Origin of the sequence: Qipengyuania algicola (assembly GCF_042492175.1) — a bacterium.
Classification (GTDB): domain Bacteria; phylum Pseudomonadota; class Alphaproteobacteria; order Sphingomonadales; family Sphingomonadaceae; genus CAJXSN01.
The window spans coordinates 2,741,456-2,763,994 of record NZ_CP170453.1 but is presented as its reverse complement, the minus strand read 5'-3'; the positions used below and the strand labels follow the sequence as shown (position 1 = coordinate 2,763,994).

Genomic DNA, 22,539 nt, shown 5'->3' with positions numbered 1-22,539 from the left:
CACTTATCGCCCGTAATCAGGCGCATGATCCACACGTTCTATCTCTGGAAAATGCGCACAAAATGATCCGGCTGTTCAAACACTATATTCCCCATGCGGTGCTGTTGCTCGGCATGGTCGATCTCGTGCTGTTGCTTCTGGCCGGCGAGTTTGCGTGGCATTTGCGCGCTTCGCAGATCGGCACGGGCGTGGGCGTGATCAGCGAGCGGTTGCTGCCGCTGGGCGGATTTGCGCTGACCATCTGGATCGCGATGATCGCTGTCGGGGTCTATGGCTCTGACGCGCTGAGGTCGATGCGTTATGCCTGCGCACGCCTGCTGGTGGCGATCAGCATGGGCATTATTGCCCTGTCGGTTATCGACTTCATCGCCCCCGGAGCGACGTTCTGGCGCTCGACGCTGCTCTACGCGATGGGTTTCTCCATCGTGATGCTCATCTTCGGGCGCCTGCTCGTCAGCGCATTTCTCGGTACGTCGGCGTTTCGTCGCCGGGTGCTGGTTCTGGGGGCAGGAGAGCGTGCAGAACGTCTTCGCAAACTTTCCGAGCGCCCGGAAAGCGGGTTCGTGATCGTCTCCTATTTGGCGATGAATGAAGGCGCATTGGTCGTCGAGGAGGCGATCCCGCGCGCTGCCATTCACGACATCGGACGTTTCGTGGAAAATCTCGGCGTCAGCGAGCTGGTGCTGGCGCTCGAAGAGCGCCGCAATTCGTTGCCGCTGAAGGACTTGTTGAGGGTGAAAACCCGCGGGGTGCACATCAATGAATTCTCCAGCTTTCTGGAGCGCGAAACCGGCCGCGTGGACCTGGATACGGTGAACCCGAGCTGGCTCATCTTCTCCGACGGGTTTTCGTCCGGCCGGATGGTGTCGAGCGCGGCCAAGCGGGTTTTCGACATTCTCGCAAGCGGCCTGCTGTTGGTTCTGACCCTGCCGGTCATTGCTCTGTTTGCTCTGCTGGTGAAGCTGGACAGCAAAGGTCCGGCATTTTTCCGGCAGAAGCGTGTGGGCCTTTTCGGCGAGCAGTTCGATGTCATCAAGCTGCGCTCCATGACGGCGGATGCGGAGAAAGACGGCCAGAAATGGGCTGACAAGAATGATGTGCGGATTACCCGCATCGGGAAGTTCATTCGCAAGGTCCGGATCGACGAATTGCCCCAGACCTGGAGCGTCCTGAAAGGCGAGATGAGCTTTGTGGGTCCGCGCCCCGAAGTGCCCAAATTCGTGGCCGATCTGGATGACAAGCTGCCCTATTATGCCGAGCGTCATATGGTGAAGCCCGGCATTACAGGATGGGCGCAGATCAACTACCCCTATGGCGCGAGCATCGAGGACGCACGGCATAAGCTGGAATACGACCTCTATTACGCCAAGAACTACACGCCGTTTCTGGATTTGCTGATCCTGCTGCAGACCCTCCGCGTGGTTCTGTGGTCAGAGGGCGCCCGTTGACGGAGAGCTTCGCCTCTTTCGCAGCTCTGCTGCTGGCGCTGCATTTTGCAGCGGCTGTCGCGTGCGGGCTGGCCGCCATGTGGCTGATCCGTGGCGGGCGGACCGGTCTGCCTGCCAGAATTCCCGTGCTTGTCGCATTGCTCGCAATGGCGATGTGGGCGGGCAGTGTCGCTGCTTCCGGCCCTTGGTCGCTGGCGTCCTGCATCGCGGAGTCGGTGCGCAACATTGCTCTCGTCATTCTCATTCACCGGCTGTTCGATACAGCCGGACAGCGCCTTAGCCTCAGGCCGATTGTTATCGTGCTGGTCGGCGTGGAGCTGGTGCAGGCGATGATGGCGATCCTGACCGTCCTCTACGCGCCAGAGGGCAGCATGGTCATGCATGTGTCTTTCATCCTGCGGATGATGGTTGCGGTGGGTGCGCTCTTGCTGGTCCACAATCTGTACGCCGGCGCAGGGGCAGAGAACCGCACCGGGTTGCGTCCCATTATCTTCGGCCTGGCGGGCATCTGGGCCTTCGAGCTCAATTTCTACGTCATTTCCTTCCTCGCCGACGGTCCGGCGATGGAGGTCGCAGCCTTTCGCGGACTGGTTCTTGCTCTGGGCGCATTGGGATTAATTCTCGGATCGCGGCCCGATGCCGCACCGATCCAGCTGCGACCATCGCGTGTCGCGGCCCTGCAAACCATCTCGCTGGTGCTGGTCGGTTGCTATCTGATCGCGATGATCGCGCTGGCAGAGCTTTTGGCGCTGTTTGACGGGGACGGCGCACGGCTCGCACAGGTTGGCCTTTTGAGCGGAGCGATAGTGCTGGGGCTGATCTGGCTCCCCAGCCAGCGGGTGCGAGCCCTTGTGAAGGTCGTCGCGCTCAAGCACTTTTTCCAGCACCGCTACGATTACCGCGAGGAATGGCTGCGTTTCACCGAGACAATCGGAAGCGAGTCCACCGCCGAAAGCACACTGAATGTGCGTATCCTCAAGGCGGTGGCCGATATTACCGATAGCCGGTCGGCATTGCTTTTTCTGGCCGATGAAGATGGCCGGTTTCTCGAGGCAGGGTATGTCGGTCAGTTGCTGGCAAGCGAACCGGGTGCGTCGATCCCGGCAGAACTGGCGCTGGTGATGGAGACCGAAGGCGACATTGTGGACGTGGATGCAATCCGCGCAGGCAAGGATCGCTCAGGAGAAAGCGCACATCTGCCGGACTGGATCCGGGCTGACGCCCGCTGCTGGGCTATCGTGCCGCTCATGCATTTCGAGCGACTGGTCGGTGCGATTCTGCTTGCCCGGCCTGCGGAAGAGCGCGAGCTCGATTGGGAGGACTTTGATCTTCTCAAGCTGGTCGGTCGCCAGGTGGCGAGCTATCTGGCCGAACAGGCTGGCCATGAGGCGCTCACCCAATCAGCGCAGTTCGACCAGTTCAATCGTCGCATTGCCTTCGTGATGCACGACATCAAGAATCTGGCCAGTCAGCTCAATCTGCTCGCCAGCAATGCAGAGCGCCACGCCGAGAAGCCCGCCTTTCGTGCGGATATGCTGATCACTTTGCGAACGGCATCGGCCAAATTGCAAAACCTGATTGACCGCCTGGGCGGATACCGTTCGGGACAGGACGGCACGCCCGAACCCGTCTCGCTTCACGAGGTGCTGACACATGTCGGCAAGCGGTTCGAAAGCGGCCATCAGCTCGACATTGCGGCGCCCGAAAACTGCATTGTGCACGCTCATCAGGAGGCACTGACCCAGGCGCTGATCCACATTGTCCAGAACGCCTTCGATGCGAGCGAAGCCGGGGTGCCGGTCAATATCGAAGTGACCACAGACGGTCTGCAGGCGCGGATCGAGATTATCGATAGCGGCGAGGGAATGGATGCCGAGTTCATTCGTACCGGGCTCTATCGCCCCTTCGTGTCTTCGAAGAATGGCGGGTTCGGCATCGGAGCGTTTGAAGCGCGCGAGCTGATCCGCGCCATGGGCGGCCGGATGGAAGTCACTTCACGCAAGGGGCTCGGGACGCGGTTCGTGATCATTCTGCCGCTTTCCGCCGCCGCCGGTCTGCTTGGCGCGCCCAGTGCCCATGAAGAACAACAAACTACGCCAATCGAGAAAGTAGCCTGATGTCCCAATCCAATGAGAAAACTCTGCCGAAGCTGCTGATCGTCGAGGATGACGAAGGCCTGCAGGCGCAATTGAAGTGGGCCTATGAGGACTTTGACGTGGTCATCGCCGGTACCCGCGAGGCGGCGATTGCTGCGCTGCGTGCCGATGAACCCGCTGTTGTTACGCTCGACCTTGGACTGCCGCCGGACCCTGACGGGGTGAGCGAAGGCTTGGCGGTGCTCGATGCGATCATGGCGATCAAGCCGGATACCAAAGTCGTGGTCGCATCAGGCCATGGCGCGCGGGACAGTGCGCTGGAGGCGATCGCGCGCGGCGCTTACGACTTTTATCAGAAGCCGGTCGATATCGACACGCTGGGCCTCATCGTCCGGCGGGCTTTCAACCTGCACGCGATCGAGGCCGAAAACACGCGCCTTGCCGGCAAGGTCGGCGAAGAAAAGCGCGTTCTGGGCACCATGATCACCGGTGCGCCGGAAATGGCTAAGGTGGCCCGTACAATCGAACGGGTGGCCGATACCAATGTCTCTGTCATGCTGCTGGGGGCCAGCGGGACGGGCAAGGAATTGCTCGCGCGCGGTCTGCATGATGCCAGCAACCGGCGCGACAAGCCGTTCGTTGCGATCAATTGCGCGGCAATCCCTGAGAACCTTCTCGAAAGCGAGCTGTTCGGTCACGAGAAGGGCGCTTTTACCGGCGCGGTTAAAACGACCGAGGGCAAGATCGAGCAGGCCAATGGCGGCACGCTCTTTCTTGACGAGGTCGGCGACATTCCGCTCCCGCTTCAGGTCAAGCTGCTGCGTTTCCTGCAGGAGCGGGTGATCGAGCGGATAGGCGGGCGCAAGCCGATCAATGTCGACGTGCGCATCGTCTGTGCGACGCATCAGGATTTGGAAGTGATGACCACCGAAGGAACCTTCCGCGAGGACCTGTTCTATCGCTTGGCCGAGATCGTTGTGAAGATCCCCTCTCTGGCCGAGCGCCCCGGCGACGCGACATTGCTCGCGAAAGCGTTCCTTCAGCGCTTTGCTGCGGAGATGAACCCGCAGGTCAAAGGCTTCGCTCCCGATGCGCTAACGGCGATTGATGGCTGGGGCTGGCCGGGCAATGTCCGCGAGTTGGAGAACCGGGTGAAGCGCGCTGTCATCATGGCCGATGCGCGTCTGGTCGGGGCGGAGGATCTCGATCTCGACACTGACGAAGGGGGCGATATCGATGTCCTCAATCTGAAAGCCGCACGAGAGCAGTCGGACCGCAAGGTGATCCGCCATGCGCTGGCGCGGACCGAGGGGAATATCTCCAGCACCGCCCGGATGCTGGGGATCAGCCGCCCGACGCTGTATGATCTGCTGAAGCAGTACGACCTGCAAGCCTGATATGGCCCCCTTGCGCCTTCTTGCCCTGGCCGGGGCCTTGTCCCTGATCGGCTGCGAACAGGCGGCGGCGCCATTGCCACCGCCCGAACGCGCGCAGGCTGCCTTGGCGAGTGGCGACGGCTTCGGGGCAGAGCTTGCCCTGCGCGAAATGCTCCAAAACGGAAGCCCGCGCGAAGCCGTAGCCGCCGCCATGGGCGAGGCGGAGCTTTTGCAGGGGCAGATCGCAGAGGCGCGGAAATGGCTCGGCAAAGGGGAGTTTACTGACGCAACCGCCGGGCGCGGTTTCCTGATGCTGGGCAAGCTGGAAATGCAGGTGGGCAATCTTCCTTCTGCAGGCACGGCTTTCGACAGGGCACTGGCATTCATGCCCGACGATGCGGAGCTGTGGGTCTATATCGCGCGGCTTCGCTACCGCGGCGGAGAGCAGGCGCAGGCTGTCGATGCGGCCTTGCGAGCCATCGAGCTTGGGCCGGACAATGCCGAAGCGTTGCTTCTGCGCGGACAGCTGGCGCGGGATGCCGAGGGTATGGCAGCCGCATTGCCGTTCTTCGAGCGGGCGCTGGAGAAGCAGCCAGACAATCTCGACATACTCGCCGATTACTCCGCCACCCTGGCTGAGCTTGGCCGTGCGCGCGAAGGCTTGGCTGTCGCGCGCCGCATGGTGGAGATCGACCGGGGATATCCACGCGCCTATTTTCTGCAGGCCGTGCTGGCCGCGCGTGGCGGAGAGTTCGCCCTTTCCCGCAAACTGCTGATGCGGAGCGGGGATTTTGCCCGCGATGTGCCTGCTGGTATTCTGCTTGGCGGCGTTATCGATATCGAACAGGGCAATTATGCCAGCGCGGCGCAGTCGTTCGACCGCCTCAATCGGTTGCAGCCCGAAAACCGGCAGGTGCGCGAATTGCTCGCGCGGTCCCTCTCGCTTGGGGGCAATCACAGGGAGTTGATCCATCGCTTCGATGATGAAGCCCGCTTGCTCAGCGCCTCGCCCTATATGCGGGTGATCGTGGCCCGCGCGCACGAGGCGGTCGGGGACCGCGATCAGGCTGTGGCATTGTTGGATCTGGCAGCTGAAACGCGCGATTCGAGCCTGGTGGCGATGCAGCCTGCGATGGACCTTACCGTGACCAGCAGGCGAGGGGTGGGCGACGGGCAAGACGCTTTGTCCCTTGTGCGCGGCCGCATCGTCAACGGGGACCGTTCGGGCGCTCTGGCCGCAGCCGGAGCTTTCAGGAACCGGTACCCCGGTTCGGCCGATGCCTTTGCGCTGCTGGGTGATGCGCGTCTTGCCAGCAGGCAGGTCGGTCCGGCCTTGCAGGCCTATGACGCGGCCGCGAGGATTCGCCGTCCTTGGCCATTGGCTCGCCGTATGATCGCGGCACTGCGTTCGGTTGGCAGGCGCGATGACGCGGTAGCGCTGGCCGAGGCGCAACTGGCGGGCAACCCATCGAATGGAGAGCTCGCTTCGATGCTCGCTCGATTCGCCTATGATCAGGGCAACCTGAACCGTGCGTCCGCGTTACTTGATCAGGCTCTCAGGCACGGGTTCTCCCGTGATCCGCAGGTTCTGTCCTTGCGCGCGGTGGTTGCCTCGCGGCAGGGGGACCCCGATCTGGCAAAACGCTATGCGCACCGGGCGGTATCGATCTTGCCGCAAAGCCCGGCTGCATTGCAGGCGCTGGCCATGGTGGAGGAGAGCGACGTCGCGCGCACTGCTCTGGCGAAGGCTCAGCAGCTGGAAAACAGTCCGGCCCTCGCGCGTCGTTAACAGGGGCTGCTTAATCCGTCTGGGCTTCGGATGCTCCATCAGCTTGTGCGCGCCGATTGTGCCGCACAGACCACCACAACGAGATGCCGATCAGGGTCGCGCCGATCAGGCCGGTGAATGTCTCGGGAATATGCCAACGCGCCGAGACAAGCATGATGGTGCCCAGCGCGATGATCGCCCAGAACGCGCCGTGTTCCAGATAGCGATACTCGGACAAGGTGCCTTGCTTGACCAGGTGGATGGTCATGGACCGCACAAACATCGCGCCGACGGACAGGCCGAGGGCGATCACGATCATATTGTTCGAGAGCGCAAAGGCACCGATAACCCCGTCGAAACTGAACGATGCGTCGAGCACTTCTAGGTAGAGAAATCCGCCAAGGCCGGAGCGGACCACAGCGCCCGCCGCCCGCTTGCGTGCCTCGGCCTGTTCGATCAGCGCGCCCAATGCATGCACCCCGATAAAGGTGACAAGACCGAGGACACCGGCAGTCATGAAAGTCAGCGCATCATCCGGCGCAAGCGTTGTCGAGACCGCGTAGATCAGCGTCAGGACCAGTCCGATTTCCACCGCCGGAATGCTGGAGAACCGGTTGATGGCCCGCTCGATCCCGGCAATCCAGTGCACATCCTTGTCGCTGTCGAAGAAGAAGGTAAGCCCGACCATCGCGAGGAATGCCCCGCCGAAACCCGCAATTCCGATATGCGCGCCCGACACGATCCGCTCATATTCCTGCGGGTCATTGAGCGAGAGGTTGATTGCCTCCACAGGTCCCAGATTCGCCGCGATGGCGACAATCGCAATCGGGAACACGATCCGCATCCCGAACACGGCGATCAGGATACCCCATGTCAGAAAGCGCCGCTGCCACACCTCGTCCATCTCGCGCAGAACAGTCGCGTTGACGACGGCGTTGTCGAAGCTGAGCGAAATCTCCAGAATCGACAGGACAAACACGATCCACAGGAGCGAAAGCATGCCTGTGAGCGTGCCTGTGCTGGCCCAGCCATACCATGCGCCCAGCGCAAAGCAGACGGCGGTAAAAGCGAGCGAGAAGGTGTAGAAACGCAGCAGCGTGGCCATAAGTCGGACTTATCTTTGCAATCGGAAAGGTGGAGCGGCGAAGTGCGCTATTTCTTGGGTTGGTAGGTCTGCTCTTCGCCCGGGAAGCTGCGATCCCGGACTTCGCCAGCATATTGGGCCGCAGTGTCGGAGATGACGGTGGCGATATCGCCATATTTCTTCACGAAGCGTGGCACGCGTTCGAACATGCCAAGCATGTCTTCGGTCACCAGAACCTGCCCGTCGCATTGCGCCGATGCGCCGATTCCTATTGTGGGGGCGGTGACAGCCTTGGTGGCCTCGATGGCGATGGGTTCGACAACACCTTCGATCACAATGGCGAAGGCACCGGCCTCATCGAGCGCCTTGGCATCGCCGACGATCTTGTCCGCTTCCGTATCGCTGCGTCCACGCGCCATATAGCCGCCGAGAACATTCACAGCCTGCGGGGTCAGACCAACGTGACCCATCACCGGAATTCCGCGCGAATTGAGGAAGGCGACAGTCTCGGCCATCGCCTCGCCGCCTTCCAGCTTCACCGCTGCCGCTCCGCTGGCTTTCAGCAATGTGGCGGCGTTCTCGAAGGCTTGCTCGGGCGACTGTTCGTAGGAACCGAACGGCATATCGACCACTACGACAGAGTGATAGCTGCCGCGGACAACAGCCGCTGCGTGATTGGCCATCATTTCCATGGTCACAGGAATAGTGGAGGGTAAGCCGTAAATGACCTGCCCCAGCGAATCCCCGACTAGCAGCAGATCGCAATGCGCGTCCAGCAACTGCGCCTGCCGCGCGGTGTAGGCCGTCAGCATCACCAGAGGTTCTTCGGTCACGCCATCCTTCTTGCGTGCCCTGATGCGCGGCACTGTCAGGCGTTTCATCGGGGCGGGCGTCGGATTGGCGCGACTGGTCGAGGTGTCGATCTGGAAGGTTGTGGACATACCCGCCCGATTAGCGGCGCGTTTGCGATAAGGCAAAGCCTGCCACTTGGCGGGGCGCAAGAATTCTTGCATGGAGCGCCGGAGAGAAGCGTTTGCATGGTGCCCAGGTTGCACCGGCGCGGGGAGAATTTGAGAAATGGTTGCTGCAACGTCCACCGCCGAAGGCTGGTCATCCCGGTCTGCCTTCATTCTTGCTGCTATCGGCGCGGCAGTGGGTCTGGGCAATCTCTGGCGCTTTCCCACGCTTGCGGGCGAGAGCGGCGGCGGCGCCTTTGTGATCTTCTATATTGGCTGCGTGGTCCTGCTGGGCCTGCCGCTGCTGCTGGCCGAGATATTCATTGGCCGGGCAGGGCAGACCGATGCGGTCGGCTCGATCAAGGTTGTCGCGCGGGAGTCGCGTGTATCCGAGCGTTGGTGGCTGTTTGGCGGCCTAGGCGCCATGGCCGCGTTCCTGATCGTCTCTTTCTACTCGGTCGTGGCCGGATGGGTGCTGTATTATGTCGGGGTGTTTGCTGCCGATTTCGGCAGTGCGCTGATGGCAGGCGACCCGTTCCGCGGCGCTCTCGCGGGTGAGAGTCAGGAGCAGATTGCGGGCCGGATGGGCGACCTTTTCGCCAATCCGACGCTTCTTCTGGCGATGCATTTCGCATTTATGGGCGTGACGTTGTTTATCGTGGCGCGCGGGATCAGCGGCGGGATCGAGAAAGCCGCGACATGGCTGATGCCGGCGTTTTTCGTTCTGCTCATCTCGATTACGATTTACGGCGCGATTGTCGGCGATGTGGGCGAGGCGGCAGCGTTTCTGTTCACGCCCGATTGGTCCAAGCTGACACCTGAGGTGATGAACTCTGCGCTGGGTCAGGCTCTATTCTCGCTTTCCTTGGGCGTTGCGGGGATCATCACCTACGGATCGTATATCCGTGAGGGCACCAAGCTTGGCTCCACCGCTGTGGCGATTGCCTTTGCCGATACGGGTGTGGCGCTGCTTGCCGGTCTGATGATTTTCCCGATCGTGTTTGCGGTCGGGCTGGACCCCGCTGCCGGGCCGACGCTGGTTTTCCAGACGTTGCCTTTCGCATTTGAATCCATGCCGGCGGGATCGTTGATCGGCCTGCTGTTTTTCGTGCTCATTCTGGTTGCTGCGGTGACCAGTTCGATTTCTCTGCTCGAGGTTCCGACCGCCTGGGGCGTCGGGCAGATGGGATGGTCGCGGACGACCTCCGCGCTGGTCTTTGGCGGTTCGGCATTCGTGATCGGGATCTTCTGCCTGCTGGGCTACAATGTCCTCTCTGATGTGCGTCCGCTCGGCTTCTGGTCGATCTTTGCAGAGACAGATATTCTCGACACGGTGGATGGTTTCACGGGCAAGGTGATGCTGCCGCTTGGCGCGCTGGCTGCCTCGTTGTTTGTCGGGTGGAAGGCTGATCGCAGGCTGCTGGAGACGACCACGGGTCTTTCGGGTGGTGCGTTCGCTGTCTGGCGGTTCCTGCTTGCTTGGCTGTGTCCGCTGGCTGTGAGCATCATTCTGGTGACAGGGCTGTTCCCCAGCGTTCTGGGTTAGACCCCAAGGCAAAACAAAGAGGGCCGCCCCGTGAGGAGCGGCCCTTTTGGTAGGTATATTCTGTCGCTTAGAGCGCGGTTTCGACGTGCTCTTCGCGGGCTTCGTCGCGGACATCTTTGCCCATTAGCATCTTGGCGGTGGTCAGCACGCCCAGATCACTGTTCCAGATTTCGGCTTTGCCGAGATCCATGCGCAGCATCAGCAGGTTGGGGTCGTCTTTGCCGCCGGGGAACCATGCTTCGACCATGTTGCTCCACTGCTTGTCGAGGCGCTCGCGGCTCGTTTCCTTGACCAGCGTGCCTTCGAAGCGGGCGAAGAGATCGTGGCCCTTGGCGGCGAAGGTCGCGATTGCGGGGCCGAGATTGGCGAGACTGTGATCCTTGGTGGTGAAGAACCAGATCGCGCTGTCGGCATCCTTGTCGAGCTGCGCGGTCATGACGACGGCTTCTTCCGGTTGGCTCTTGCGTTCGAGGAAGACAAAAGGCGAATCCGCCAGTGCCTGCCAGAAATCCTGCTTCAGGTCGTCGGACTTGTTCTCGTCATAAGTCATTGTGCTGTATCTCCTTTATATACCGGACCAACGGGCTGTCGGGGGGATTTGTTCCGATCTGGTACGGGCTGCACGACGAGGTGTGGTCTCATGAAGACAAGGCGTTGCACTCAAAGGCGTGTGGGAACATAATAAGAACATAAGAGTCGATTCGTTATGATTGTTCCCTCTCTCGACAGCCTGCCGGAAACGGCACGGCTCAGCAGCGCCGATGTGGCCGCGCTGTCTGCCACGCGTGCCGCACGCTGGCGCCCGGGTCTGGCCGATGCCGTGCATAGCGAGGTTTTCGCGAGCGCGCGTGATGCCGGCGGGGCGGGGCTGGCGCTGGCTCTTGCCATCGATACGCTGGAGGCGCGCAGGGCAGCGCAGGCGGATGAGCCCTCTGCCGAGAAAGAGGACCGCCGCGCCATTCTGTGGGTGCAGGATAAATCCGCTGTGCGCCTGACCGGGCGACCCTATCGCCCCGGCCTGCCAGAGGCGCTGCAGGGACGGATGATCCATGTCTATGCGGAGAATGCGCAGGATGCGCTGTTCGCGCTGGAGGAGGGGGTGCGGTGCCGCGATCTGGCCTGCGTGATCGGCGAAGTGTCGGGCAACCCGCGCGCGCTCGACTTTACCGCATCGCGCCGCCTCAGCCTGACGGCAGAGCGGCACGGTGTCCCGCTGTGGCTGGTGCGGATCGATGCGGGCCGCGATCTGTCCTCCGCCCGTCTGCGCTGGGCCGCCCGCTCTGCTCCTTCTGCTCCACCACGGTGGAATGCGCAGGCACCGGGAGCGGCCGCTTGGGCAGCAGAGCTGTTCCGCGCCCGCACCCATGCTCCGGGTGAGTGGACGCTGACGCAGCGCGGCGGAGCGCTGGTGGCTGATCCCAAGCAACGCCAACCCGCCACGGTAGGGATGAGGCTGGGTAAGATGAGTGCGAAGTTCCCGATTGCCGGACCATCCTCTCTTTCCGTTCGTCCTGAGCCTGTCGAAGGACCGCTTTTCTCTTCTGGCGGCCCGCTGGAAGGAAGGGCTGCCCATAGGCAGGCTCAGGGCGAACGGGGCTAGGCTATGCCGTGTCCGGCGAGCCACCGTCCCTTCAACCCCGCCGCATTCTGTCCGTCTGGTGCGCCCAGCTGGCGCTTGATCGGTGGCGCATGGCGCAGGGCTGCAAGCCGGGTGAGGGGGCAGACGCCGATCCGCTGGCTCTGATTACCGAAACCGCGCACGGGCCGCGCATCGATAGCGCCAATGCTGCGGGGCACGCTGGCGGCGCGCATGCCGGTATGATGCTGGCCGATGCTCGCACGCTGTGTCCGCAATTGCGCGCCGTTCCCGGCGATCCTGCGGGTGACCGGGAACTGCTGGAGAAGCTGGCCGCATGGGCCATGCGCTGGGGACCGTGGTCGGCGATGGACCCGCCCGATGGACTGCTGGTGGATATTACCGCAGTGGCGCATCTGTTCGGCGGAGAGAAGTGTCTGCTGGCCGATGCGGCGCAGCATTTCACTAGGCGAGGCCTGCACGTTCGGCTCGCGATAGCACCCACAGCAGGCGCGGCATGGGCGCTATCTCATTACGGTCCGCCACATTGCATCCTGTCAGCAGAGGACGACATTGCCGAAAGGCTCGCCGATCTGCCGGTTGCAGCGCTGCGGCTCGACGATGATGTGCTGGCCGTGCTGCGTCGTCTCGGCCTCAAGACATTGCGGCAGATCACCAATGTGGAGGGCGGAGCAACTGGACGCGATGCGATCCAGCGCCGTTTCCGCAACCGCCGCAATCCCGCCGCCAATCCGCTGATCCGGATGGACCAGCTGATCGGCCGCGTGCCCGAACCACTGCTGCCGGTGGTTCCGCAGGCCATGCCGCTGGTCCAGCGCCGCCTGGCCCAACCGATCCGCCACCGCGAGGCGCTGGACCATGTGCTGGCCGATCTGGCCGCCGATATGGTCCGCGATCTGGAGGGGCGGGGGCAGGGCGCCCGCCGTCTGGAGCTGGGCCTATGGCGGGTGGATGGCGAGGTGACGGTGCGCGCGCTCGAACTGGCCGCTGCGGTGCGCGATGCCGATCACATCTGCCGCCTGTTTGCGGAAAAGCTCGACAATATCGATGCCGGCTTCGGGATCGAGACGATGCGCCTGCGGGCCAGCTGGGCAGAGCCGCTGGCGATGGCGCAGGGCGATATAGAAGCCGCCGCGCGTGGCCATGGCACGTCGCTGGCTGCCTGTATCGACCGGCTGACCACGCGCCTTGGCCCCCACGCCGTATCACGCCCGGTGCTGCACCCCAGCCATCTGCCCGAACGGGCGCAGCGCTGGCAGGCGCCGCTGGAGCCGGAACCGGTGCAGCAGCATGAACTGCGCTTTCACGCCCGCCCGCTGAAACTGCTCGACCGGGCGGAGCCTATTTCAGTGCTCTATGCCACGCCCGATGGCTATCCCCGCCGGTTCCAATGGCGCGGCGAAATTCACGAAATCGTCCGGGTGGAGGGGCCGGAACGGATCGCGCCGGAATGGTGGCGCGAGAAATCCACCACCCGGCTGCGCGATTATTACCGCATCGAGGATACGCAGGGCCGCCGCTACTGGATCTATCGCCACGGCCTGATCGGAGACGGACGGGGCAATGACCGAAATGGCGGACTGCCCGACTGGTATGTGCAGGGCCTATGCGCCTGACAGCAGAACGGCGACGCATCTTTCGATACGCCGCCGCCTGCAATTTCAATGCTGTGACCGCTTACTCGGCCGGGGCAACCAGCAGGCGCGAACCCAGCGGCTGCAGAGAACGCGCGCTGTCGCCCAATGCACCGCGCAGGGAAGCAATCTGCTCTGCGCTGGCCGTCAGCGGCTCGTCCGCGACATGCCAGTTGACGCCTTCGCTGCAGGGCGGGGTGGTCAGCGAACCCATGTAACGGAACACCGACAGATCATCGGGGACCATGTCGTTGATGTCGAATGTGGCCAGCATGCCGCTGGGGTGGCCTACATGTTCGGTGATCTTGGCCAGCGCCGGATTGGCTTCGCCTTCTTCAAACATCACGCCCAGAACGCCCAGTTCACCGGCATCGGTGGCGTGCACGAAATGCGCAACCAGCGGCGTCCGCTCGCCATTCACGGCGTGCTCGGACGGGGTGTGGAAGTGGACCTGGATGAGATTGAAGGACTTTCCGCCCGACGTCATGCCCATGCCGGCAGGGAAATCGACTTGCACTTTTTCTTCGCCAAAAACGACTGTGCCGGTGGTTTCGCCGAAATTGGTTTCGAGCGCGACATCGCCGCGTGCATTGGCCGCGCCAAGATCGATGGGGCTTTGGTTGAGACCGGCATCGCAGATCGCGTAATCGGTGTTGAGAGTGGACCAGCGCTCGGGCATTTCACCGTCGCCGAAATTCCAGTCCTTTTCCTGCGCGATGGCGGCGGTAGGGGATACGACCATCGCGGTTGCGAGAAGCGCGGGAAGCATTTTCATAATCATTCTCCAAGACCTGCCGCGCACCGGTCTTCGCCGGTTGGCGGCGTGAAACTTGCGACCGATCATGAAAGAACCAGCCGCCCTGTTGGTACGTCCGACATCACGAGCGTTGCTCGCCAGAGGGGCCCGGTCCGTGGCTGCAATACGCGCTCCCCTCGATTGAGTTCCCGGCAAGTACCTGAAAACAAATGATACAAAATCTCATTGAATGAGTGGATTGACCCTTGCGCAGAATGCACTGGATTCAATGTGCGTAGGAACATATATAGAACGAATGGCCGCACAGAGCATCTTGCAGAAACTCGAAATCCTCGCCGATGCGGCGAAATACGATGCCTCCTGCGCGTCGTCCGGCACGGCCAAGAAGAACTCGATTGGTGGGAAGGGCATCGGTTCGACCGAGGGGATGGGCATCTGCCACGCCTATGCGCCCGATGGCCGGTGCATATCCTTGTTGAAGGTGCTGATGACCAATCACTGCATCTTCGATTGCCATTATTGCATCAACCGCAAGAGCAGCAATGTCCGCCGCGCGCGCTTCACGCCGCAGGAAGTGGCCGACCTCACGCTGAGCTTCTACCGGCGCAATTATATCGAGGGGCTGTTCCTGTCCTCGGGCATCATCAAAAGCTCCAACTTCACGATGGAGCAATTGGTCGAGACGGCCCGTATCCTGCGCGAGGAGCATGATTTTCGCGGCTACATCCACTTGAAGACCATCCCCGAGGCCGATCCGCAGCTGGTCTATCAGGCCGGGCTCCACGCGGACCGTGTCTCGATCAATGTCGAGCTGCCGACCGATAGCGGACTGACCCGCCTCGCGCCCGACAAGGACGCGCGCCAGATCGAAGGCGCGATGGGCGGCATGAAGTCGAGCATCGTTGAGGCGAAGGACGCGAAGAAGCGGTTCAAGCACGCGCCTCGCTTTGCGCCCGCCGGTCAGTCGACCCAGATGATCGTCGGCGCGGATGCGGCCAGCGATGCGGACATCGTGGGCAAGGCGAGCCGCCTGTATGACAATTTCCGCCTGCGCCGGGTGTATTACAGCGCGTTTAGCCCGATCCCCGACGCCAGTGCCGTCTTGCCGCTGAAACGTCCTCCGCTGATCCGCGAGCACCGGCTGTATCAGTCGGACTGGCTGATGCGGTTCTACGACTACAAGCCGGGCGAGATCATGCAAGCGACGGATGAGGCCGGAAATCTGCCGCTGGATATTGATCCTAAACTGGCCTGGGCCCTGAAATTTCGGGATTGGTTTCCGGTCGATGTGAACCGCGCCACGAAGGAGCAGTTGCTCCGCGTGCCGGGGCTGGGCGTGAAAGGCGTGCAGCGGATACTGGCGGCGCGGCGGCACCGCACGCTGAGGCTGGACGATGTGGCGAAGCTGACTGTGTCGCTGACCAAGATCCGCCCCTTCATCGTGACCTGCGACTGGCGTCCCACCGCCCTGACGGACCGCGCCGACCTGCGCCGCTTGCTCGCCCCGCCGCAGGAGCAACTGGAGCTGTTTGCGGCATGACCGCGCTTCAACATGTCAAACCGGGCGCCTATTACGCGGTAAACTTGCCCCGGCCGGACGACTTCGCGTTCTGGCGTGACCGGGCGCGGCAGTTGATTCAGTGCGATGTTCCGCCCGACCGCGTGGCATGGGTGGAGCCAGGCGGGGCGGGCGATCTGTTCGCAAACGGTGATACGCGGCTGCCTGCATCGCCTGTCGATGCGCGGCCGGTGCGGGCGAGCAAGCGGTTTCTCGGTGTGGCGAAGAATGCCGCGCTGCATTCGGACCCGGAGCGTTTTGCACTGCTGTATCGCCTGCTGTGGCGGTTGCAGGCCAATCCGCGCATCATGGAGGACAAGACCGACGCCGATGTCCGCCGAGTGGAGGAATGGGACAAGAATGTCCGCCGCGACAGCCACAAGATGCACGCCTTCGTCCGTTTCCGGCAGGTGGAGGATGGGGACGGCGGGGAGCATTACGTCGCCTGGTTCGAGCCTGACCATCACATCGTACGCGCCAATGCCGGCTTTTTCCGCCGCCGCTTCGCCAATATGCGCTGGTCGATCCTGACCCCGCGCGGCACGCTGCACTGGGACGGCGAGACCATGCGCGAAGGGCCTCCGGCGCGGCGCGAGGACGCCCCCGGAGATGATCCGGTGGAGGATCTGTGGCGCAAATATTACGCCTCCATCTTCAACCCTGCGCGGTTGAAAGTCGGTGCAATGCTGTCCGAAATGCCCAAGAAATATTGGAAGAACCTGCCCGAGGCTTCGCTGATACCGGAGCTGATCGCAGGCGCGCAGACGCGCGAGGCGCAGATGGTCGATGCCGGAAAATCAGGGTTCGGTATGGAATTCGAGGACAAGCCGGAAACGCTGGAGGCAATCGACAAAGCCATCCACGCCTGCCGCCAATGCCCGATCGGCAATCTCGATAATCACGCGGTGATGGGCGAGGGGCCTTCCGATGCCGCGCTCATGATTGTCGGCGAGCAGCCGGGCGATCAGGAGGATATGGCTGGCCGCCCATTCGTGGGCCCGGCGGGGCAATTGCTGGATGTGCATCTGGAGAAGGCCGGGATCCGGCGCAGCACGGCCTATGTCACCAATGCCGTGAAGCACTTCAAATATGTGCAGCGCGGCAAACGGCGGATCCACCAGTCGCCAGCGGCCAAGGAAATCGATACCTGCCGCTGGTGGCAGGAGGCAGAGCGCGCCATCGTGCAGCCCAAGCTGGTGCTGGCGATGGGCGCCAGCGCGGCGCGCGGTATCCTCGGCAAGACCGTCAGCATTAACAAGGCGCGTGGTGCACCAATTGCCCTCGAAGACGGCAGCGAGCTGTGGATCACCGCGCACCCCTCCTATCTCCTGCGCCTCGACGGAGAAGCCCGCGAAGAGCAGGCACGACTGTTCGACGCCGATCTGGCTGCGGTGAAGGCGCGGTTGGGGGAGCTTTCATGACTATCGTCGTCCCAGCGAAAGCTGGGATCTGGTGCGTCCGGGTCGGACATTGCTGCACGAGATCCCAGCTTTTGCTGGGATGACGGCGGCGAAAGGGCCTGTCCGTCATGCCCGACCAGCCCCTCACCCCCGACAAACGCACTCTCGAAATCGATCCTGACCTGATCGACACGCCGCCGCGCGCGTCCTTTGTAGAGCTGGGGGTGGTGTCCTGTTTCAGCTTCCTGCGCGGGGCGTCGGATGCGGTCGATCTGGCGATGGCGGCGCGGGCTGCGGGCTATGACGCCATCGGGATTGCCGATGCCAATTCCATGGCCGGAGTGGTGCGCATGCACACCGAGGCGAAAACTCTGAAATTGCGGCCGGTTATCGGTTGCCGGATAGAAACGGTCGAGGGACTGGCCTTCCTCGCATACCCGAGCGACCGGGCGGCCTATGGACGCCTGTGCAAGCTGATCAGCGCAGGCCGGATGCAGACGCTGGACGGTAAGTGGCAGGCCAAGGGCGAATGCGCGATCAACCTGAAGATGCTGGCCGCGCATAGCGAGGATGTGCAGCTGATCCTGCTGCCGCCGCGTGATCTGGATGCGGTGTTTGCGATTGCAGTCGAAAGCAATGTGGTGCCGCTGCGCGATGCAGACGCGCAGGGCGGGAAGATGATGCGTCTTACAGCACCTTTCCCCGAACTCCTCCCCCACCTTACCGACCAATTCCCAACCCTGCGCCACCTCGCCGCCAGCCATTTGCACACTGGAGACGATATCGCCCGGATCGACCGGCTCGACGCACTGGCCCGCGCCAATGGCCTAACCCTGCTCGCCACCAACGACGTGCATTATGCCGGTCCGGAAAAGCGGCCCTTGCAGGATGTCATGACCGCGATCCGCCACAAGACGACTGTCGCGCGGGCCGGGCATCTGCTGCACGGCAATGGCGAACGCTATCTCAAACCCCCGCACATCATGGAGAAGCTGTTCGAGCGCTGGCCCCACGCCATCACGGCGGCGCGGGAGGTGGCCGATGCCTGCCAGTTCAGCCTCGACGAGCTGCGTTACGAGTATCCGGAGGAGATTTATCCCGGCGGCATGGAGCCGCAGGAATATCTCGAAAGCGCCACATGGGAGGGCGCAAAATGGCGCTACCCCAATGGCTTGCCGGACTCTGTTCGGGAGACTCTGCACAAGGAGCTGGCGCTGATCGGCAAGATGGATCTGGCGCGCTATTTCCTGACCATCAAGGATATCGTCGATTTCGCGCGCGAGAAGGTCAACCCGCCGATCCTGTGCCAGGGGCGGGGCAGTGCGGCCAATTCTGCTGTGTGCTTCTGCCTCGGGATTACCTCTGTCGATCCGGCGCATCACCAGCTGCTGTTCGACCGCTTTATCTCCGAGGACCGCAAGGAGCCGCCGGACATCGATGTCGACTTCGAACATGAGCGGAGAGAAGAGGTTATCCAGTATCTCTACCGCAAATACGGAAGACACCGTGCCGGATTGACGGCGACGGTCATCCACTATCGCCCACGCATGGCGATCCGCGAAGTGGGCAAGGCGATGGGCCTGTCCGAAGACGTCACCAGCACATTGGCAAAGACCGTGTGGGGCGGATGGGGCCGGGAAATTGGTGAGGGCCATGTCGCGGAGAGCGGCATGGATATCACCGACCCGCACCTCAAACGGGTTCTCGCGCTCACCCGGCAAATGATTGGAATGCCGCGCCATTTGTCCCAGCATGTCGGCGGGTTCATTCTGACCGAAGGCGCACTGACCGAGACTGTGCCCATCGGCAATGGCGCGATGCCGGAGCGCAGTTTCATCGAATGGGACAAGGACGATATCGAGGCGCTCGGCATCCTGAAGGTCGATGTGCTGGCGCTGGGCATGCTGACCTGCATCAAGAAATGCCTCGATCTGCTGGAGGATCACCACGACCGCCCGCTGGAGCTGGCGACCGTCCCGCGCGAGGATCCCGAAACCTATGCGATGCTGCGTAAGGGCGATTCCCTCGGTGTGTTTCAGGTCGAAAGCCGGGCGCAGATGAACATGCTGCCCCGCCTGCGCCCGCGCGAATTTTACGATCTGGTGATCCAGGTCGCCATTGTGCGTCCCGGGCCGATCCAGGGGGATATGGTGCACCCCTATCTTAAACGGCGGCGCGGGGCGGAGCAGGTGCGCATTCCTGCCCCCGGCCCGGAGCACGGCCCGCCGGATGAATTGTCGAGCATTCTGGAGCGGACGCTGGGCGTACCGATCTTTCAGGAACAGGCGATGAAAATCGCGCTGGATGCGGCGAAGTTTTCCAGCATGGAGGCCAATCGCCTGCGCAAGGCCATGGCGACGTTCCGCAGCCGTGGCATGGTTGACGAGCTTCAGGACATGATGGTCGAGCGGATGGTGAAGCGCGGGTACGACCGCGACTTTGCCCAGCGCTGTTTCAACCAGATCAGGGGCTTTGGCGAATATGGCTTCCCCGAAAGCCACGCGGCCAGTTTCGCGCATCTGGTCTATGTGTCGAGCTGGCTGAAATGCCATTTCCCTGCGGCGTTTGGCTGCGCGCTGCTCAATTCCCAGCCGATGGGGTTCTACGCGCCCGCACAGATCGTACGCGATGCAGCGGAGCATGGGGTGGAGGTGCGCAGCGCGGATGTGAATTGCTCCGACTGGGACTGCACGTTGGAGGATATGAGAGAGGGAGTTTTTTTCGCGCAGAGACGCAGAGGGCGCAGAGGGACGGACCGCGCTGAAGGCGCCTTTCCCGCTACGATACAGGAAGAGGACGCTGTCGAAGAGGGAATGCGGCTTCGCCGAAGATGCGAGACCTCTGCGCCCTCTGCGTCTCTGCGCGACAATCAATCGACTGACTTCGTCGTGTCGCACGGCTGTCCGCGTGAGCAAAACCCAGACAAAGGCCGCCAGGACAGGCACCTCTCCCTGCGCCTCGGCCTGCGCCAGATCGACGGGCTGCCCGAACACATCGCCGCGCGGTTGATTGCCGAGCGGGCGGAGAACGGGCCTTATGCCGATGTGCGCGAGCTTCAGGACCGGGCGGGGCTCTCGCCTGCGCATATCGAGCGGCTTGCCAGCGCGGATGCGTTTGGATCGCTCGGTCTGCCGCGCAGGCAGGCGCTGTGGGATGCGCGCAGTCTGGTGGCGGGGCCGGACCTGCCGCTGTTCCGTGCCGCGGCAGAGCGGGACGAGGGTGCAGAGAAACGCGCCGTGCAATTGCCGCATATGCCGCTGAGCGAGGAAGTGGTGGCCGATTACCAGACCACCCGGCTCAGCCTGAAGGCGCACCCCATGGCTTTCCTCCGGCCCGATCTGGCCGAGCGCGGCTTCGTGCGGGCCTGCGATCTGCGCGACCGCAAGTTTCGCAGCATGGTGCAGGTGGCGGGCGTGGTGCTGATCCGCCAGCAGCCGGGCAGCGCGAAGGGCGTGTGCTTCATCACGCTGGAGGACGAGACCGGGGTCATCAATCTGGTCGTCTGGCCCGATCTGAAGGAGAAGCAGCGCAAGGTGGTGATGGGCGCGCGGCTGATAGAGGTGCGCGGAAGGGTGGAATATGATGACGAGGTGATCCATGTCATCGCACACCACATGACCGATGCCACGCACCGTCTGCATGCCCTGTCCGACGATATGTTAGAGGCTCCGCTCGCCCGTGCGGATCATGTCACCTCGCCGCTGCCGAGCAAATTCGGCCCTCGCAAGGAAGCGGATATTCCACCTGAGGGAGATACTGAAAAAGCCAGACCGATAGAGCCGTGGGAACCACCGCCCGCCAATAACCGTGAATGCGGTAACCACACCAATGGCGGTCGCGGCCATCCCCGCAATGCGCGGATCATTCCCAAGTCGAGAGATTTTCATTGAGTTCAACGCCGCCAACCCAACGCATTTCCCGCCGCATCGGACGGTTCCGGGGCGACAGGCGGGTTATTCTCATCCTGCTTCTCGCCGCCATCGGTCTTGCCGGATGGAGCTGGTTGCAGGATCATCCGGAGCACAATCCGTGGGCACCACTGGATCTGCGCGATCCTGCGGGCTGGGCGACCGGTGCCAAACTCGCGAATCTGGCGGATGACCCGGAGCAATGCCGCGCTGTTCTGGCCCGCAGCGACATATCCTTTACCGCATTGGAACCTCAGGGCGATGGCGCATGCCGGCGCAGCGACCGGACTTTGTTGGATGCTTTCCCCTATGCTTCGCCCCCGCCAGCCAGCACGTGCCCGGTCGCTGTCGCAATGCAATTATGGCTGGATCAGACAGTGCAGCCTGCGGCGGAGCGGCTGTTCAATCAGGATGTGCAGACGATCGAGCACTATGGCGCCTATAGTTGCAGGCGCCTCTATGGCCGTGATGAAGGCCCGTGGAGCGAGCATGCGACGGGCAATGCGGTGGACATATCGGGCTTCATCCTCGCGGACGGAACGCGCGTCTCGGTTCTCGACGATTGGGACGGGGAGAGTGCCAAAGCGGAATTCTTGCGCACGGTGCGCGACGGGGCCTGCTCGGGCTTCAGCACCGTTTTGTCGCCGGACTATAATGCAGCTCACGCCGACCATTTCCATTTCGACCGTGCCCCGCGCCGTATTGGCGGGGTGTGCCGTTAGGGCGTCTCGAACGCGTATCCGGCGGACCGCACAGTCCGAACCAGATCGGGCGCGCCGTCCATCTGGATTGCCTTGCGAAGACGGCGGATATGCACGTCCACAGTGCGCAATTCGATATCGCTTTCGGTGCCCCATACTCCGTCGAGCAATTGGCCCCGGCTGAATACACGGTCGGGGCTTTCCATGAAGAATTTGAGCAAGCGGTATTCTGTCGGGCCGAGTTGCAACGGCTTGCCCGCCCGTTCCACCCTGTGCGCAACCGGGTCCAGCTTGATGTCGCCTACCTCTATCACTTCGCCTGCAAGGGCGGGGCGGATGCGGCGCATGACCGCCGAGACGCGGGCCAGCAATTCGCGGGGGGAGAAGGGCTTGGTCACATAATCATCCGCGCCTGTTTCCAGCCCGCGTATGCGGTCGTCCTCGGCTTCGCGCGCGGTCAGCATGATGATCGGGACATGCGCGGTCGCTTTCTCGCGGCGCAGACGGCGGCACACTTCGATCCCGCTGGTACCGTTTATCATCCAGTCGAGGATGACCAGATCGGGAAGCTCTTCAGTTGCCAGCATCAAGGCGTCATCGCCATCGTCGGTCGCGCGAACACGGTAGCCTTCCCGCGAAAAGCGAAACTCCAGCAGCTCCGAAAGCGCAGGGTCGTCTTCAACTAGGAGCAGGCTGGCGACAGACACTTG

16 protein-coding genes are annotated in these 22,539 nt (G+C 62.6%); 11 read left to right on the top strand and 5 right to left on the bottom strand.

The features are described from left to right. The first annotated feature begins 62 nt into the window (after nt 1-62). Genes ACFCW2_RS13150 through ACFCW2_RS13135 form a run of 4 tightly spaced genes read left to right on the top strand, consistent with a single transcriptional unit; the run spans nt 63 to nt 6,709 of the window. Complete coding sequence (locus ACFCW2_RS13150; protein WP_379547016.1) at nt 63-1,448, top strand: TIGR03013 family XrtA/PEP-CTERM system glycosyltransferase; 1,386 nt, start codon at nt 63-65, stop codon at nt 1,446-1,448. Then, nucleotides 1,445-3,565: an XrtA/PEP-CTERM system histidine kinase PrsK gene (prsK, locus tag ACFCW2_RS13145; RefSeq protein WP_379547014.1), complete on the top strand. Its 2,121-nt coding sequence runs from the start codon at nt 1,445-1,447 to the stop codon at nt 3,563-3,565. The genes ACFCW2_RS13150 and prsK overlap by 4 nt, the downstream gene beginning before the upstream one ends. Beyond that, nucleotides 3,565-4,941, top strand: a complete 1,377-nt coding sequence (gene prsR / locus ACFCW2_RS13140; RefSeq protein WP_379547012.1) for a PEP-CTERM-box response regulator transcription factor — start codon at nt 3,565-3,567, stop codon at nt 4,939-4,941. Before prsK ends, prsR begins: the two co-directional genes overlap by 1 nt. Before the next feature lie 10 nt (nt 4,942-4,951). Beyond that, the gene (locus ACFCW2_RS13135) at nt 4,952-6,709 is read left to right on the top strand and encodes a tetratricopeptide repeat protein (protein WP_379547010.1); all 1,758 of its coding nucleotides are present in this window, start codon (nt 4,952-4,954) and stop codon (nt 6,707-6,709) included. Nucleotides 6,710-6,719: 10 nt separating this feature from the next. Here ACFCW2_RS13135 and ACFCW2_RS13130 read toward each other — a convergent pair whose 3' ends face one another. Together ACFCW2_RS13130 and panB are read right to left on the bottom strand one after the other, a co-directional pair. Beyond that, nucleotides 6,720-7,793, bottom strand: a complete 1,074-nt coding sequence (locus ACFCW2_RS13130) for a DUF475 domain-containing protein (RefSeq protein WP_379547008.1) — start codon at nt 7,791-7,793, stop codon at nt 6,720-6,722. A 47-nt stretch (nt 7,794-7,840) separates the two neighbouring features. Further along, nucleotides 7,841-8,713 carry a 3-methyl-2-oxobutanoate hydroxymethyltransferase gene (gene panB, locus ACFCW2_RS13125; RefSeq protein WP_379547007.1) on the bottom strand — a complete coding sequence of 291 codons (873 nt, stop codon included), beginning with the start codon at nt 8,711-8,713 and terminating at the stop codon, nt 7,841-7,843. 136 nt (nt 8,714-8,849) lie between these two features. On the opposite strand from panB, the gene ACFCW2_RS13120 reads away from it, so the two are divergent. Next, nucleotides 8,850-10,274 (top strand): sodium-dependent transporter, encoded by a 1,425-nt coding sequence (locus ACFCW2_RS13120; protein ID WP_379547005.1) that lies wholly within the window; start codon nt 8,850-8,852, stop codon nt 10,272-10,274. 67 nt (nt 10,275-10,341) lie between these two features. On the opposite strand, the gene ACFCW2_RS13115 is transcribed toward ACFCW2_RS13120, so the two are convergent. Then, nucleotides 10,342-10,824, bottom strand: a complete 483-nt coding sequence (locus ACFCW2_RS13115; RefSeq protein ID WP_379547004.1) for a pyridoxamine 5'-phosphate oxidase family protein — start codon at nt 10,822-10,824, stop codon at nt 10,342-10,344. Nucleotides 10,825-10,980: 156 nt separating this feature from the next. Here ACFCW2_RS13115 and ACFCW2_RS13110 point away from each other — a divergent pair, with 156 nt between their 5' ends. Further along, on the top strand, nt 10,981-11,874 hold the full coding sequence (locus tag ACFCW2_RS13110) for a hypothetical protein (protein WP_379547002.1): 894 nt from the start codon (nt 10,981-10,983) through the stop codon (nt 11,872-11,874). Nucleotides 11,875-11,963: 89 nt separating this feature from the next. Beyond that, nucleotides 11,964-13,487: a DUF6504 family protein gene (locus ACFCW2_RS13105; RefSeq protein ID WP_379547000.1), complete on the top strand. Its 1,524-nt coding sequence runs from the start codon at nt 11,964-11,966 to the stop codon at nt 13,485-13,487. Between the two features lie 61 nt (nt 13,488-13,548). Here the strand turns inward: ACFCW2_RS13105 and ACFCW2_RS13100 are convergent, their stop codons facing one another. Continuing rightward, nucleotides 13,549-14,280, bottom strand: a complete 732-nt coding sequence (locus ACFCW2_RS13100) for a carbonic anhydrase (RefSeq protein ID WP_379546998.1) — start codon at nt 14,278-14,280, stop codon at nt 13,549-13,551. Nucleotides 14,281-14,557: 277 nt separating this feature from the next. Here ACFCW2_RS13100 and ACFCW2_RS13095 point away from each other — a divergent pair, with 277 nt between their 5' ends. From ACFCW2_RS13095 to ACFCW2_RS13080, 4 genes are all read left to right on the top strand, one after another. Beyond that, the gene (locus tag ACFCW2_RS13095) at nt 14,558-15,802 is read left to right on the top strand and encodes a putative DNA modification/repair radical SAM protein (RefSeq protein WP_379546996.1); all 1,245 of its coding nucleotides are present in this window, start codon (nt 14,558-14,560) and stop codon (nt 15,800-15,802) included. Further along, the gene (locus ACFCW2_RS13090) at nt 15,799-17,241 is read left to right on the top strand and encodes a UdgX family uracil-DNA binding protein (RefSeq protein WP_379546994.1); all 1,443 of its coding nucleotides are present in this window, start codon (nt 15,799-15,801) and stop codon (nt 17,239-17,241) included. The genes ACFCW2_RS13095 and ACFCW2_RS13090 overlap by 4 nt, the downstream gene beginning before the upstream one ends. Nucleotides 17,242-17,348: 107 nt before the next feature. Next, nucleotides 17,349-21,110 carry an error-prone DNA polymerase gene (locus ACFCW2_RS13085; protein ID WP_379546992.1) on the top strand — a complete coding sequence of 1,254 codons (3,762 nt, stop codon included), beginning with the start codon at nt 17,349-17,351 and terminating at the stop codon, nt 21,108-21,110. Further along, nucleotides 21,107-21,850: an extensin family protein gene (locus ACFCW2_RS13080; protein ID WP_379546990.1), complete on the top strand. Its 744-nt coding sequence runs from the start codon at nt 21,107-21,109 to the stop codon at nt 21,848-21,850. The genes ACFCW2_RS13085 and ACFCW2_RS13080 overlap by 4 nt, the downstream gene beginning before the upstream one ends. Here ACFCW2_RS13080 and phoB read toward each other — a convergent pair. Next, on the bottom strand, nt 21,847-22,536 hold the full coding sequence (gene phoB, locus ACFCW2_RS13075; protein WP_379546988.1) for a phosphate regulon transcriptional regulator PhoB: 690 nt from the start codon (nt 22,534-22,536) through the stop codon (nt 21,847-21,849). The two genes, ACFCW2_RS13080 and phoB, sit on opposite strands and share 4 nt — an antisense overlap. Between the last annotated feature and the right edge of the window lie 3 nt (nt 22,537-22,539).

Coding starts and splice junctions, on each gene's coding strand:
- ACFCW2_RS13095 (WP_379546996.1), top strand. CDS start 14,558: ATGGCCGCACAGAGCATCTTGCAGAAACTCGAAATCCTCGCCGATGCG.
- ACFCW2_RS13085 (WP_379546992.1), top strand. CDS start 17,349: ATGCCCGACCAGCCCCTCACCCCCGACAAACGCACTCTCGAAATCGAT.
- ACFCW2_RS13090 (WP_379546994.1), top strand. CDS start 15,799: ATGACCGCGCTTCAACATGTCAAACCGGGCGCCTATTACGCGGTAAAC.
- ACFCW2_RS13130 (WP_379547008.1), bottom strand. CDS start 7,793: ATGGCCACGCTGCTGCGTTTCTACACCTTCTCGCTCGCTTTTACCGCC.
- ACFCW2_RS13110 (WP_379547002.1), top strand. CDS start 10,981: ATGATTGTTCCCTCTCTCGACAGCCTGCCGGAAACGGCACGGCTCAGC.
- ACFCW2_RS13100 (WP_379546998.1), bottom strand. CDS start 14,280: ATGAAAATGCTTCCCGCGCTTCTCGCAACCGCGATGGTCGTATCCCCT.
- ACFCW2_RS13105 (WP_379547000.1), top strand. CDS start 11,964: ATGGCGCAGGGCTGCAAGCCGGGTGAGGGGGCAGACGCCGATCCGCTG.
- ACFCW2_RS13150 (WP_379547016.1), top strand. CDS start 63: ATGATCCGGCTGTTCAAACACTATATTCCCCATGCGGTGCTGTTGCTC.
- ACFCW2_RS13115 (WP_379547004.1), bottom strand. CDS start 10,824: ATGACTTATGACGAGAACAAGTCCGACGACCTGAAGCAGGATTTCTGG.
- prsR (WP_379547012.1), top strand. CDS start 3,565: ATGTCCCAATCCAATGAGAAAACTCTGCCGAAGCTGCTGATCGTCGAG.
- panB (WP_379547007.1), bottom strand. CDS start 8,713: ATGTCCACAACCTTCCAGATCGACACCTCGACCAGTCGCGCCAATCCG.
- ACFCW2_RS13120 (WP_379547005.1), top strand. CDS start 8,850: ATGGTTGCTGCAACGTCCACCGCCGAAGGCTGGTCATCCCGGTCTGCC.